The organism is Serratia sp. NPDC078593, from assembly GCF_050268245.1.
In the GTDB taxonomy this organism is placed as follows: domain Bacteria; phylum Pseudomonadota; class Gammaproteobacteria; order Enterobacterales; family Enterobacteriaceae; genus JBNNGK01.
In genome coordinates, this window is record NZ_JBNNGK010000032.1 from 1 (window position 1) to 13809 (window position 13809).

The following is a 13809-nucleotide window of genomic DNA, read 5'->3' on the forward strand; positions in this document are numbered from 1 at the left end:
CTGCTTTTTGCTTGATGCTGATTTTGTCATGTGAGCTACCTCTGGTTAAGAGTTTACTCACTTAGCGCCGTGTCCACTATTGCTGGGTAAGATCAGTTTACCCGATCGGCCTCTGTTGCTGTTTTTCGACTGATTGTTGTCCTTACAATCTTGTTATGGCACACGCCTCGAAAGGTCAATGATCTTCATCAGGCCTTCAACTGTGCTTCGGGCAATGCTGAAGCCCTTACGGATCAATTGGCGCCAGATTTTTCGGGTATCGTAGACACTGTAATTTTCTTCGTAAACCTGTTTTATCTCCCGGACCATCTGGGTGTCGCGCTTATATTTTTCAGAATGCTGCCGAAGCAGTAATATGTCTATATGCCGCAGTAAGCTATTTCACGCGGATTTGCTGGTTTTTCCACACTTCCGTCGACGTATGCTCTGCTGTGCGAAGATTTGCGGTATGATTTATCTCCTATGTTTGGTGGGAGCAGTTCATGAAGCAAATCCGGGTGTTAGCGCAATACTACGTTGATTTAATGGTGAAGCTGGGGCTAGTGCGTTTTTCGCTATTGTTGGCCTCTGCGCTGGTGGTGCTGGCGATGGTGGTGCAGATGGCGGTCACCATGCTATTGCGCGGAGAAGTGGAGAGCATTGATGTGGTGCGCTCGATCTTCTTCGGTCTACTGATCACCCCTTGGGCGGTGTATTTTTTGTCAGTGGTGGTCGAGCAATTGGAAGCATCACGTCAACGGCTGGCGCGGCTAGTGGACAAGCTGGAGGAGATGCGTCACCGCGATCTGCAATTGAATCGGCAACTGAAAGATAACATCAGCCAACTTAATCAGGAAATTGCCGATCGTATCAAAGCGGAAGAAGAACGCTTGCAGGTGATGGAGAAGCTCAAAGAAGAGATGGAGCAGCGTGAGCTGGCGCAGATTGAGCTAGGCCAGCAGTCAGCGTTGCTACGCTCCTTCCTCGATGCGTCGCCAGACTTGGTGTATTACCGCAACGAAGACAAAGAGTTTTCCGGCTGTAACCGCGCAATGGAGTTACTGACTGGCAAAAGTGAGAAGCAGCTGATCGGCTTAACCCCCTATGATGTGTATGAAAAAGACATCGCCGATAAAGTGATTGAAACCGATGAGAAAGTCTTCCGCCACAACGTTTCGCTGACTTACGAGCAATGGCTGGTGTATCCCGATGGCCGTAAAGCGTGTTTTGAACTGCGGAAAGTGCCGTTTTACGATCGTGTCGGCAAGCGTCATGGGCTCATGGGCTTTGGCCGCGATATAACCGAGCGTAAGCGCTATCAGGACGCGTTAGAGAATGCCAGTAGGGAGAAGACGACCTTTATTTCAACGATCAGCCACGAGCTGCGTACGCCGCTTAATGGCATTGTCGGCCTAAGCCGCATTCTGCTTGACACCGAACTCAATGATGAACAACTCAACTATCTGAAAACCATTCACGTCAGCGCGATCACTTTGGGGAATATCTTCAACGATATTATCGAGATGGATAAGCTCGAACGCCGTAAAGTGCAACTCGACAACCAACCGATCGATTTCACCGGTTTTCTGGCGGACTTGGAAAACCTCTCCGGCCTGTTAGTCCAACCTAAAAACTTACAGTTCGTGATGGCGCCACAGCAACCCTTGCCGCAGAAGGTGATTACCGACGGTACGCGACTGCGCCAAATTCTGTGGAACCTGATCGGCAATGCGGTGAAGTTTACCCAGGCAGGGCAGATTGTGGTGCGTGTAAACCGTGAAGAGCAGGATAAACTGGTATTTGAAGTGGAAGACTCCGGCATGGGGATCCCGCAGGATGAGCTGGATAAAATCTTTGCCATGTATTATCAGGTGAAAGACCAGCGGGGAGGGCGCCCGGCCACCGGCACTGGTATCGGCTTGGCGGTATCCAAACGGCTGGCACAGAGCATGGGCGGCGATATTACCGTCGATAGCCAGCCAGGGCAGGGATCGTGCTTCCGGTTGACCATTAAGGCGCCAGTGGTGGAAGAAGACCTTGTCGCCGAGCAAGCGGAGGAAGACGCGCCGTTGCCCGCGTTGCATATCCTGCTGGTGGAAGATATCGAGCTTAATGTGATTGTGGCACGTTCGGTGCTAGAAAAACTGGGCAACAGTGTGGAAGTGGCAATGAACGGCCACGATGCACTGACGATGTTCGATCCTGATGAGTTTGATCTGGTGCTGCTGGATATTCAACTACCCGACATGACCGGATTAGACATTGCACGTGAACTGCGTGAACGCTATCGCGAGCAGGCCCTGCCACCGCTGATCGCCTTAACCGCCAACGTGTTGAAAGACAAAAAAGAGTATCTCGACGCAGGCATGGACGATGTACTGAGTAAACCCCTCTCAGTGCCAGCCTTGACCAAGATGATTAAGCACTACTGGGATCATCAACCTTCACACGCCAGCAAAAAAATGGAGCACAAAGTGATGCAGATTAATGAATCGTTACTGGATACCACGATGTTGGAACAGTACATGGATTTAGTAGGACCGCAGCTGATTCATCAAAGCCTGGAAATGTTCGAACAAATGATGCCGGGTTATCTGGCGCTGTTGGAGTCCAATATGACCGCGCGCGATCAGAAAGGCATTACTGAAGAAGGACACAAGATTAAAGGTGCCGCAGGTTCGGTAGGCTTACGCCATCTGCAGCAGTTGGCTCAGCAGATTCAGACGCCAACGTTGCCCGCTTGGTGGGATAACGTACAAGATTGGGTTGATGAACTAAAACAAGAGTGGCCTAACGATGTGGCAGTACTGCGAGCGTGGGTTGAGAACGCTGAAAAAAAATGACCCCGACCTAGGCCGGGGTGCGCGAATATTGCGCCAACACCAGGGAAATCGTGACCTGCGTATTGGTTTTAATGTTCTAGTCGAGCAGGTTTTCAAAAATTCCTCTACATCATACAGCCAACAACATAGCAAATGTAAGCGTTCTTGTTAGAAGATTCATTAAAATGTGTGATGTAGATTAGTGTTTGTCAACTCAGAGCACGAACACGTTGACAGTTAGGAAGAGGAGAAAGGTGATGAAACAGGTTGGAGTAGTGCTAAGCGGCTGCGGGGTTTTCGATGGTGCGGAGATCCATGAAGCGGTGCTGACATTGCTGGCGTTGGATCGTGCGGGTGTGCAAGCCGTTTGCTTTGCACCGGATAAGCGCCAACTTCATGTAATTAATCATCTATCTGGTGAAGAAATGGCCGAGCAACGCAATGTATTGATTGAGTCGGCACGTATCGCCCGTGGCAAGATTCAACCGCTTTCCAGCGCCGATGCCAGCCAGCTAGATGCGTTGATCGTTCCGGGCGGATTTGGTGCAGCTAAGAACCTCAGCGACTTTGCTACGCAGGGCGCTGAGTGTGTGGTTGATATTGACTTGGTGAATCTAACAAAGCAAATGCATAAGGCAAATAAACCAATTGGTTTTATGTGTATTTCCCCAGCGCTGCTCCCGAAGCTGTTTGAGCATCCGGTGCGGCTGACCATTGGTAACGATCCTGACTTGGGTGAGGTGATTGATGCCATGGGGGGGGAGCCGGTGATTTGCCCGGTGGATGATATCGTGGTCGATATCGAGAATAAGGTTGTGACTACGCCAGCTTACATGCTCGCGCAATCCATTGGGGAAGCGGCTAGCGGTATCGATAAGTTGGTATCACGGGTGCTGGAACTGGTTGAATGAGAAAGTCTGCGGGTAAATCACTTTTTTCCCGCCTGTGGAGTTGGCTTAAACGTGGTGTCTTGACGGTCATAGGCCTGTGGGTGGCAGGAATAGTGTTATTTGCCTTTCTGCCGGTGCCGTTTTCCGCGGTCATGGCCGATCGGCAAATCAGTGCCTGGTTGAAGGGCGATTTTGCTTACGTCGCCCATTCGGACTGGGTATCGATGCGCGATATATCACCGAATATGGCACTGGCAGTGATTGCGGCGGAGGATCAGAAATTTCCGCAGCATTGGGGTTTTGACGTGGCGGCAATCGAGAAAGCGCTCGATCACAATGAGCGTCGCCCAAGCCGTATTCGTGGCGCATCAACGTTGACACAGCAAACGGCAAAAAACCTGTTTTTATGGGATGGACGCAGTTGGCTGAGGAAAGGTTTGGAAGCCGGGCTGACCGGTGGCATTGAACTGGTGTGGACGAAACGCCGCATTTTGACGGTCTATCTCAACATCGTTGAGCTAGGGAATGGGGTATTTGGGGTGGAACAGGCGTCGCAGCGCTACTTCAACAAATCCGCCAAACGGCTCAGTGCTTCAGAGGCGGCATTGTTAGCGGCGGTGCTGCCGAACCCGCACCGTTTTAAGGTGGACGCACCTTCTGGCTATGTCATTCAGCGTCAACAATGGATCTTACGGCAAATGGATCAGCTCGGCGGTGAGCGTTTCTTGAAGGCGAACGAACTCGGCTCGCGGTGAAGGCGGGGTGAGCGTATGTGTATGCTCACCCCGTATATCGAATTGATATCTTAGCGCTTATTTCAGATAGGTAAACGCCGTCGTCACATGCTTTACACCGCTAATATGGCTAGCGATCTGTGCGGCTGACTTGCCTTCTTTTTCGGTTACCAGACCGAGCAGGAACACTTCCCCATTTTCCGTGGTCACCTTCACGTTCGACGATTTCACTGAATCGCTGGTGAGGATCTGCGAGCGTACTTTGGTGGTGATCCACGTATCCATTGACGCGGTGCCCAGGCTTACGGGTGTCCCCTGACGGATTTCGCTGTACACTTCTGCTGCGCCGTCAACGCCTAAAGCAATTTGCTTGGCGCGGCTAGCTAACTCAGTGCTCGGGGACTGACCGGTCAACAACACTTTGCCCTGATAAGCCGTAGCGACGATGCGTGCGTCTTTTTTCAGTTGTTGATCTTTGCTCAAGGCGTTTGCAACGCGAGCTTCCAAGGTGCTGTCGTCTACCTGTGTACCAATAGTTCGCGGATCGGTCGCCGTTTTAGTGGCGACTGCCGCACTACCAACCACGACGGCGGGGACACACCCTTGTAGCAGCAGTGCACCAAGCAGTACTGCATAAACGGAACGAAGCTTCATTTTAACTCCTCGTGCCTATCTCAATAGGCTATTAATCGTCCTGATGTGGGAATAACGTATTATCAATCAGGTCGCACAGGCAATTGACTGTAAGCATATGCATTTCCTGAATACGCGAACTACGGTGTGATGGGATTCGGATTTCTACATCCTGCTGGCCGAGTAAACCGGCCAATTCCCCACCGTCGTAACCGGTAAGGGCGACAATGGTCATATCACGCGTTACCGCAGCTTCAACCGCTTTAACAATATCACGGCTGTTGCCACGGGTGGAGATGGCGAGCAGCACATCGCCAGCATGGCCGAGTGCACGTACTTGTTTGGCATACACTTCATCATGCAGCCGATCGTTGGTGATTGCCGTTAATACCACATTATCGGCATTCAACGCGATAGCAGGTAGGCTTGGGCGTTCGGTTTCAAACCGGTTGATCATGCTGGCGGCGAAGTGTTGTGCGTTCGCCGCCGAGGTGCCGTTGCCGCAGCACAGGATTTTATTGCCGTTCAACAGTGATTGAACCAGGGTCATCGCGGCGCGGGATATGGCGTCTGGCAAGGCTTCCGCCGCCGCAATCTGGGTTTGGATACTTTCGGTAAAACAAGCTTTGATTCTATCCAGCACGTTGTATTAATCCACTAGGTCAAAGGGCCGGTTGCACCGGCAACGTTAATCCGCATTGAAGGCGTTGGGTACCCATTCTAACTGGCTACCGGTAAAGGCTAACACATCAAAACGGCAAGGCGAGGTATCGAAACTGGCTCCGCGCGCCGCCAACCAGACGGCTGCGGCATGCAGCAGGCGCTGTTGTTTACGGTAATTCACACTGGCGGCGGCATCGCCATAGGCCGCGCTACGCCGGTAGCGCACTTCAACGAACACCCAGATTTGGTCATCACGCATGATGAGATCGAGCTCACCACCGCGCACCGCAACATTGGCGGCGACGAAGATCAAACCGGCACGCTCTAAGTAGTGGCGGGCCTGTAATTCATAGCCCGCCCCTTTGGCGCGTTGGCTTAGGGGGCCGGAACGACCTGCCCTTGACGGTATTGCAGCCAAGGTAGCTTCCTGTTAATCACGCAGTTGGATGAAGCGCTCAGCATACCGGTGGTGCCGGAAACCTGGAAGCCCGGTAACTGACGCATTTCAGAGAAGTGATTCGCCAATCGCCAGGCATCGATCCCCATGGCATACAGACGCACCAGAGAGTAATCGTTGTGGAATTTAGCGCTCGCCTGTTGCATAAGTTGTGGGTTGGCCCCTGCCAGCAGCGGAATATCGCTAAACTGCAAGCCTTCCATTTCTAAGCGGAAATCGGGGCCGGCACCCGCCTGATAGCTGCGTGAGCTGGCATACATCGCCGGTTTGCTGCGCGAACTGGTGTTCATGTCGATCATGGGTTTGATCAGCGTCAGCTGCGACTGAGTCGCGACAATATACACCGCGTCCACTCTGCCGCCGCTTGTGGTTGGGGCATCGCTTGGCGGTGCTGGAATGGTCAGACCCGCAATGGTGACGGATTGCGCGGCTGGCGCATGCGTTACCACCGGCGTTCCGCTCAGGCGGATGCCGCCAGCGTTGACCATCTGGCGCAGTTCACCGGCTGAACCGATGCCTTGTTGCAATACCGTTCCCCCTCCCAGTTTTTGCCATTCTTGCGCGAAGGCTTTGGCGACGCGATCACCAAAGGAGCCACGCGGCACCAGCAGGAGCGGCTGCTGTTTCTGCTGCTCTCTGATGTGATGAGCAGCATCACGTGCTTCGTCCTCCGGTGACAGGGCAAAATAACAAATATTGGGGTTGTCTTTCGGCGATTCAGGTTGGTTAAGCGCCAGAACATTCAGTGTTGTCGAGGCGCTGGACAGCTGTTCGACATTATTTTTCAATAATGGGCCGACCACCAGCGTCGCGCCATCTTGCTGAGCCTGCGCCAGCAACGTTGTTAGCGGTTGGCTGGAGGAGTCATAGACTTTGATCTGCGCATGGGTTACCGGTGACGCAGGGATTGGCGCAGATTGCGGCATGGGTGCTGCGGGTTGCTCAGGTTGTTCCGCTGACGCCGAGGTGCTTACCGCGCCGTTAGCGTTAGGATCGCTTGAGGTTGCTGGTGGCTCTGCCGCCGAGGGGGCTGGCATCGCGGTAGGTTGTTGCACCGGTGCACTCGTTACCGTACCGTTTTTTGCCGCTTCAAACCCCTGCTGGATTGCGTTGGCGAAGACTTTCGCTTGGCCGTTCAGCGGTAACAGCAGGGCGATTTTGGCCGTCGACGCTTGGGTGAGGTTTAACGCCTGATTTAACTGGCTCGGCAGCGTGTTCGCCGCTGGGTTTTGCGGATAACGATTTTGCCAGTCTTTGATGCCCGCTTTCAGCATGTCTGGATCTTGGCGGTTCTCGTGGTACACCCGCAGCAGATCCAACCAGCCTTGCAATACGTTTTCATCAGCATTGATCACCAGGTTATTCAGCTCTTTCGGCGTTAAGCCCAAGAGCGTTCGCCAGGTTTTATCCAGGTTATCCTGATGCGCCTGATTGTCGAGCAGTGGTTCTTGAGCGATATAGGCGCGGATAAGAGGCAGTGAGGCTTTGCCCTGATTCGCGATAATTTGCGCTTGATAGAAGCGTACTCGCTGATTTGGCGATAGGGCAGTGTTGTCGATCTGGCCCAGGGTGCTGCGTGCCGCGCTGAGATTGTTATTGGCAACTTGCAGCTCGGCTATCAGTAACTGACGCTCCAACTGCTGAGCGTTGCTGAGGTTTTGCGGCAGAGAACTCAACTGTTGGTTGGCTTGCGGCAGTTTTCCTTCACGCAACAATGCGCGAATAGCAAGTAATTGCCAGTCAGCCTTGTTATCATCGCTGCTCTGTTGCCATTGCTGCAGATAGTAATCTGAACTGGCGCTCGCCTCGTCCTGGATATTGGCGGGCGGAGTCTGCGGGGCCTGGCTCGGACAACCAGCAAGAAGTAAGGCTGCCACGACAACAGGCATAAAACGCCCTGTTTTGGTACGAACGAATGTTGAGGAAAGCATACTGTATCCAGTGATGTTTTTTTCAAGATGCTCAATATTAAATCGGCAATCCGGATGAAACAATGAATCAACACCAACAATCAGTCATTTCTGCATCAACGCTTTACGTGGTGCCTACCCCTATCGGTAATTTAGGCGACATGACTCACCGTGCGTTAGAGGTACTGAAAAGCGTTGATCTGATTGCGGCGGAAGACACGCGCCATACCGGGTTGTTGCTGCAACACTTCGCGATTAACGCGCGGATGTTTGCCCTGCACGACCATAATGAACAGCAAAAGGCGGATCAACTGCTGGCGAAATTGCAGGAAGGCCAGAGTATTGCACTGGTTTCCGATGCAGGGACGCCGCTGATTAACGATCCTGGTTATCACCTAGTGCGCCGTTGCCGCGAAGCGGGAGTGCGCGTGGTGCCGTTGCCGGGCGCTTGTGCCGCCACCACTGCGCTATGCGCTGCCGGTGTGGCTTCGGACCGCTTCTGCTATGAAGGGTTCCTGCCAGCGAAAACCAAAGGCCGTAAGGATACCCTGCTGGCGCTGGCAGAGGAACCGCGTACGTTGATTTTCTATGAATCTACCCATCGCCTGCTGGAAAGTTTGCAAGACATGGTAACGGTGTGGGGGCCGCAGCGTTATGTGGTACTGGCACGTGAGCTGACGAAAACCTGGGAATCGATCCACGGTGCACCGGTAGGGGAACTACTGGCTTGGGTGCTGGAAGATGAAATGCGCCGCCGGGGGGAGATGGTGCTGATCGTCGAAGGCCATAAGGCGCAGGAAGATGCGCTGCCCTTGGACGCGTTGCGTACTTTGGCGTTATTACAGAAAGAGTTACCGCTCAAGAAAGCCGCAGCGCTGACGGCTGAGATCCACGGTGTGAAGAAAAATGCGTTGTATAAATACGCGCTTGAGCAACAGGAAGGGTGACAAATCGTTCAGGAATCCGATTTGAATGCCGCAACGCGGCCGCCCGTAGGGAAATCACCGAGATGTGATTTCTCATTTGATTGGACGCTGCTTGCAGCGACCCCAGAGGGGGGAGGTTCAGGGATGGGCCGCATACAATAAGGTTTACACTGTTGCGGCTTGCGGCGTATAATCCGCGCCGGAGTTGACCAGACAGTCGCCGCTTCATTGCCGTCCCCTTTGGGGAGACAGATGGAGGGGAGGAAAGTCCGGGCTCCATAGGGCAGGGTGCCAGGTAACGCCTGGGAGGCGTAAGCCTACGACTAGTGCAACAGAGAGCAAACCGCCGATGGCCCGCGCAAGCGGGATCAGGTAAGGGTGAAAGGGTGCGGTAAGAGCGCACCGCGCGGCTGGCAACAGTCCGTGGCACGGTAAACTCCACCCGGAGCAAGGCCAAATAGGGGTTCACATGGTACGGCCCGTACTGAACCCGGGTAGGCTGCTTGAGCCAGTGAGCGATTGCTGGCCTAGAGGAATGACTGTCCACGACAGAACCCGGCTTACCGGTCAACTCCACTCCTCTTCAAAAACAATGGGTTGGTGTGTCCCGTCTGCATTTCACGTTAAAGTGAGATACAAGATGAGACACACCAGCACTTGTGCCATTCCAAATATCCTCCTCTGTGGCAAGTACAGCGATCCTTTCCTGTGTTCAATGTCAGAAGAACATCATAACAACAGGCAATAGCACAATTTACATGGCTGTATCTTTGATACTCCCGGTACGGGAACCGTTACTCATTTGCCAATGATAATGCCGAATGCAGTAAGACATTGGCTCCGGCTTCCGCCCATTCAGGAGAAATGTCTTCTGATTCGTGATGTGAGATACCTCCCACACAAGGGCAGAAAATCATTGAGGTAGGAACCACCCCAGCCATCCATGTCGCATCATGACCAGCCCCAGAGGTGATATCCATATAATCGTACTCTAACGCTTGCGCTGCACGTCGAATAACCTGAGTGACCTTTTTATCAAACTCAATCGGTTCATAATGGCCTATTCTTTCTATCGCGCACTCAACACCATGGCTCTTCGCGATTTTGATGGTCTCTGACTGAATGAGCTCGCACATCAGGTGGAATTTTGATTTCTCCACCGCCCGAATATCAATAGTGAAGATGACTGTACCGGGTAGCGCATTGCGCGAGTTAGGATAGAATTTTACTTGCCCCACCGATCCTGCGACGTTGGGTTGATGTTTCATTGCGATATTATCGACGGCATCGATAATTCTCGCCATCGCCAGACCGGCGTTAATCCGCATGTTCATCGGTGTTGATCCGGTGTGAGCGGAACGCCCCGTCAGAGTGACTTCCAACCACGATTGCCCCTGGCAGTGTGTAACCACGCCGACAGATTTGCGCTCGGCTTCTAAGATAGGGCCTTGTTCGATGTGATATTCAATATACGAATGTAGATGTCTCGAGCCAACAGGTTCGCTACCGAGCCAGCCGGTGCGCTGGAGCTCGCTAGCGATCGTCACCCCTGTGTGATCTTGAAGGCCATGGGCATATTCAAGCGGGTATACACCGGCAAACACGGCGGAAGCCAGCATCGAAGGCGCAAAGCGCGAGCCTTCCTCATTGGTCCAGTTGGTAATAACAATGGATCGCTTAGTTTGAATATCCTGCTCATTCAACGTTCGAACAACTTCTAAGGCGGAAAGCACCCCCAGAACCCCGTCATATTTCCCCCCAGTGGGTTGCGTATCTAAATGCGAACCAATACACACCTGATGCGCGTCGGGTTCGGTGCCTTCTCTGGTGGCGAAAATGGTGCCCATCTGATCGATGCTAATGGACATCCCCGCCTCTTCACACCATTTGCAAAACAGATGCCGTCCTTCACTATCCTCATCGGTTAAGGCTTGCCGATTAGAGCCGCCGGCGATACCCGGCCCTATTTTTGCCATCTCCATGATTGAATCCCAGAGACGTTGGGTGTTAATTGCAATAGAATGGTTGTTTATATTTATGATTTCATTGCTCATTTTATTCTTAGACCTTTATGGGTAATGATATTTGAAGGCGCGGTCTGGCGAGTTAGACGGCAGTGACAGGGTTCTCACGCCAAACACTGATACCCGCATCGGTTTCTTCATCACCCAATTCATTGAACAATTCGGTCGATAAATATCTTTCTCCAGTATCTGGCGCCATTGCCAGAATGACAGACCCCGCAGGTGCGGTTTGTGCAACCTTTATTGCCGTCGCAATCGTAGCGCCAGCAGAAATACCCACTAAGATACCTTCCATTCTGGCCAGCAGACGTGCCGTATTTAATGCCGAATGTTCATCAATCGTCATCAATGTATCAATGACACTACTGTCTAATAAGCTGGGTACAAAGTCGGGCGTCCAACCTTGGATCGCATGAACTTTCCACTGGTTCTTCGCCAAGATCTCTGCGCCCTCTGGTTCAGCTACGACAATGTTTACTTCAGGGCGCGCCACTTTAAGCATTTGACCAATGCCGGTTAGCGTGCCGCTGGTGCCAAATCCAGAGACAAAATAGTCAAGACGCTTGCCGGCAAAATCACTCAGGATCTCGGATGCCGTCGTCATACGGTGGTAACTTGGGTTGGCGGGATTATCAAATTGACGAGGCCTGAACCAACCATTTTCCTTAGCAAGTTGATCGGCAATTCGGTTGCCTCCGCTGCTGCCTTGCTCGCTAGGGAACAAAATGACTTCGCCACCGTAAGCACGGATCAATTTTCGCCGTTCTACGGAGTATCCGTCGCCCATTACCGCAATAAATTTATACCCTTTCGCTGCGGCGACCATGGCAAAGGCAATGCCTACATTTCCTGATGTACACTCGATAATCGTGTCGCCTTTTTTAAGCTCGCCGCGATTTTCTGCATCGAGTATTACGGAAAGCGCGAGCCGGTCTTTAACGGAACCTCCGGGATTAAAAGATTCGATTTTTACATAGATCTCTACATTATCGGGTGCCATTGCATTGAGTTTGACAATGGGCGTTCTGCCTACCACATCTAATATATTATTGTAAATTGACATGTTTACTTCCTCTAATTAAAGGATTACGCGTATAAATTAAGCCTTCACTTTCTTTCTGGAAAAAATGCTGAAGTTTTGGTTTACTGCATAACTACTAAACATAATCATGAAAACACCAATAAGTTGAATAGCACTCAAGGCAACATTATAGAAATAGTAATCAACAACAATAGCAACTGCAGGATAAATAAACGTCATTACCGCAATGATAGGCGCTGATAGTTTTTGATAGGATGAATACATAAGGATATAGGTTAGGCACGAATGAACGGCACCTAAAATAAATAAACAACCCCACTCCTTGACGGTTATACTAGAAAAACCTGATAAATCACTGAGTGGGTATAACACAACTATACCAATACAAAGCTGGACTAACGTAATAATGTATGGCGAAACACCCTTAAGGCTTTTAACGATTACGGCTGAAATTGCCCAGAATACCGCCGCCGATAAAGCAAGAATAACACCTATAATGTACGATGATGAAAGAGAAAACTCATTGGTATCTATATTGGCGACAAAAGCCACTCCGACAAAAGATATGACCATCCAACCTATTTTATTTGCTGAAACACGCTCCCGATAAAGCGCAGCCCAAATCAGCATAAAGAAGAAAGGTTGAGCATGATAAATCACCGTAGAGGTGGAAATTGACGCTGTCTTAAATGACTCAAAGAGCATTACCCAGTTAAAGACCAAGAATATGCCGCTAAGTACAATGATCAGGACGCTTTTTGCGCTAAGTTCTAATCCTTTAAATTTTCCGCTGTAGAGACAGTAAACAACCAAGAAAAATGCGCCCAGTAGACAACGGTAGAAAACAACATTATAAGCACTCTGACCAGACTCAATAACAAATAAGCCGACCGTCCCCATAATGATCATGGCGAAAAACAGTTGGATTACACCGCTTTTATCTTCTGATTTACTCACCTTTACTTCCTTCATCACTACTATTTAATTTATGTTTAGAACTGAACGGACATTGATGGGGTCTGGCAACGCCCTCTTCGGCAAGCTGGTATTGCTTCCATTCGAGATTGTCTTCCTCGCCATAGAATCCGAGTTCCTGCGGAAATGCACCATCGTTATAGATTTTGACACGCTCCCTGATGTGTTCTCGGATTTGCCTTCCTCCTTTTGTTTTCCCATTTGCCACCGCATCAAAATTTTCACGTGCGTTAATGACAAAAGTTAAATGCATACCAAGGTTTCTGTTACGCAGAACTTTATGATCCTTCGTACTCATATTGATGAAGAATTGAATGTTATTAAAACAGAAAGTCCAATCGGCAGATCCTGGATCCGTGGCAATATGACTTGGCCAGGGATGAATGTCATGCGCGTGAATCCACTTTAGTGCCTCCCAGCCAGTCTCATGCTGAGATTTATTAGTGTTAAAGTCTTGAGAAAAAAACACCACCAAAGGAGCAAAAATCCGTTTATTTAACGGAGTAGAATGTATGAAGTGACTATACTGTATTATTCCTTGTAAAAAATCAGAGAAATCCCCATCCTTGCGCCTATCACAAAATATCACTCTAATGGTTTTAGCTCCCCATGCTCTTTTACTAAAAAGGCAAGGAAATGCGGTATCATTCATTTTTAAACTGTAGTGGTCAACAAAAACTAGCCACGGTTTTAGAGTTTTTCCAGAACAATCTTTCTGATTCATTCGGCGTCAAACCACCATTATATTGATGGG

Annotated in this window: 13 protein-coding genes and 1 other RNA gene; 5 read left to right on the forward strand and 9 right to left on the reverse strand. The window is 50.8% G+C overall.

Going from position 1 to position 13809, the window contains the following annotated elements; all coding sequences use genetic code 11:
• Positions 1–153: 153 nt before the first annotated feature.
• Positions 154–309, reverse strand: a complete 156-nt coding sequence (locus ACQKDS_RS19670) for an IS3 family transposase (protein ID WP_399673858.1) — start codon at positions 307–309, stop codon at positions 154–156.
• A 173-nt stretch (positions 310–482) separates the two neighbouring features.
• On the opposite strand from ACQKDS_RS19670, the gene arcB reads away from it, so the two are divergent.
• The 3 genes from arcB to mtgA all read left to right on the forward strand — a co-directional run bounded on the left by arcB (position 483) and on the right by mtgA (position 4446).
• Positions 483–2822 carry an aerobic respiration two-component sensor histidine kinase ArcB gene (gene arcB / locus ACQKDS_RS19675; protein WP_399673860.1) on the forward strand — a complete coding sequence of 780 codons (2340 nt, stop codon included), beginning with the start codon at positions 483–485 and terminating at the stop codon, positions 2820–2822.
• A gap of 236 nt (positions 2823–3058) precedes the next feature.
• Positions 3059–3712: an isoprenoid biosynthesis glyoxalase ElbB gene (elbB, locus tag ACQKDS_RS19680; RefSeq protein ID WP_399673862.1), complete on the forward strand. Its 654-nt coding sequence runs from the start codon at positions 3059–3061 to the stop codon at positions 3710–3712.
• Entirely contained in the window at positions 3709–4446 is a 738-nt protein-coding gene (gene mtgA / locus ACQKDS_RS19685) for a monofunctional biosynthetic peptidoglycan transglycosylase (protein ID WP_399673864.1), read from the forward strand. The genes elbB and mtgA overlap by 4 nt, the downstream gene beginning before the upstream one ends.
• A gap of 57 nt (positions 4447–4503) precedes the next feature.
• Here the strand turns inward: mtgA and dolP are convergent, their stop codons facing one another.
• From dolP to ACQKDS_RS19705, 4 genes are read right to left on the reverse strand one after another with little or no spacing between them, the layout of a single operon-like run.
• Positions 4504–5079, reverse strand: coding sequence for a division/outer membrane stress-associated lipid-binding lipoprotein (gene dolP / locus ACQKDS_RS19690; RefSeq protein WP_399673866.1), 576 nt, complete (start codon positions 5077–5079; stop codon positions 4504–4506).
• Between the two features lie 31 nt (positions 5080–5110).
• Positions 5111–5701, reverse strand: a complete 591-nt coding sequence (gene diaA / locus ACQKDS_RS19695) for a DnaA initiator-associating protein DiaA (RefSeq protein ID WP_399673868.1) — start codon at positions 5699–5701, stop codon at positions 5111–5113.
• 45 nt (positions 5702–5746) lie between these two features.
• Complete coding sequence (locus ACQKDS_RS19700) at positions 5747–6139, reverse strand: YraN family protein (protein WP_399673869.1); 393 nt, start codon at positions 6137–6139, stop codon at positions 5747–5749.
• Positions 6097–8109 (reverse strand): penicillin-binding protein activator, encoded by a 2013-nt coding sequence (locus ACQKDS_RS19705; protein WP_399673871.1) that lies wholly within the window; start codon positions 8107–8109, stop codon positions 6097–6099. Before ACQKDS_RS19705 ends, ACQKDS_RS19700 begins: the two co-directional genes overlap by 43 nt.
• A gap of 62 nt (positions 8110–8171) precedes the next feature.
• On the opposite strand from ACQKDS_RS19705, the gene rsmI reads away from it, so the two are divergent.
• Positions 8172–9035, forward strand: coding sequence for a 16S rRNA (cytidine(1402)-2'-O)-methyltransferase (gene rsmI, locus ACQKDS_RS19710; protein WP_399673873.1), 864 nt, complete (start codon positions 8172–8174; stop codon positions 9033–9035).
• 180 nt (positions 9036–9215) lie between these two features.
• Positions 9216–9593: RNase P RNA component class A (rnpB, locus tag ACQKDS_RS19715), an RNA gene on the forward strand.
• A 215-nt stretch (positions 9594–9808) separates the two neighbouring features.
• Here rnpB and ACQKDS_RS19720 read toward each other — a convergent pair.
• From ACQKDS_RS19720 to ACQKDS_RS19735, 4 genes are read right to left on the reverse strand one after another with little or no spacing between them, the layout of a single operon-like run.
• A complete protein-coding gene (locus ACQKDS_RS19720; RefSeq protein ID WP_399673875.1) occupies positions 9809–11068 on the reverse strand; it encodes a Zn-dependent hydrolase in 1260 nt (419 codons plus the stop codon).
• A gap of 52 nt (positions 11069–11120) precedes the next feature.
• Entirely contained in the window at positions 11121–12101 is a 981-nt protein-coding gene (cysK, locus tag ACQKDS_RS19725; RefSeq protein WP_399673877.1) for a cysteine synthase A, read from the reverse strand.
• A 36-nt stretch (positions 12102–12137) separates the two neighbouring features.
• Positions 12138–13037: a DMT family transporter gene (locus ACQKDS_RS19730; protein ID WP_399673879.1), complete on the reverse strand. Its 900-nt coding sequence runs from the start codon at positions 13035–13037 to the stop codon at positions 12138–12140.
• Positions 13030–13707, reverse strand: a complete 678-nt coding sequence (locus tag ACQKDS_RS19735) for a YqcI/YcgG family protein (protein WP_399673881.1) — start codon at positions 13705–13707, stop codon at positions 13030–13032. The genes ACQKDS_RS19730 and ACQKDS_RS19735 overlap by 8 nt, the downstream gene beginning before the upstream one ends.
• Between the last annotated feature and the right edge of the window lie 102 nt (positions 13708–13809).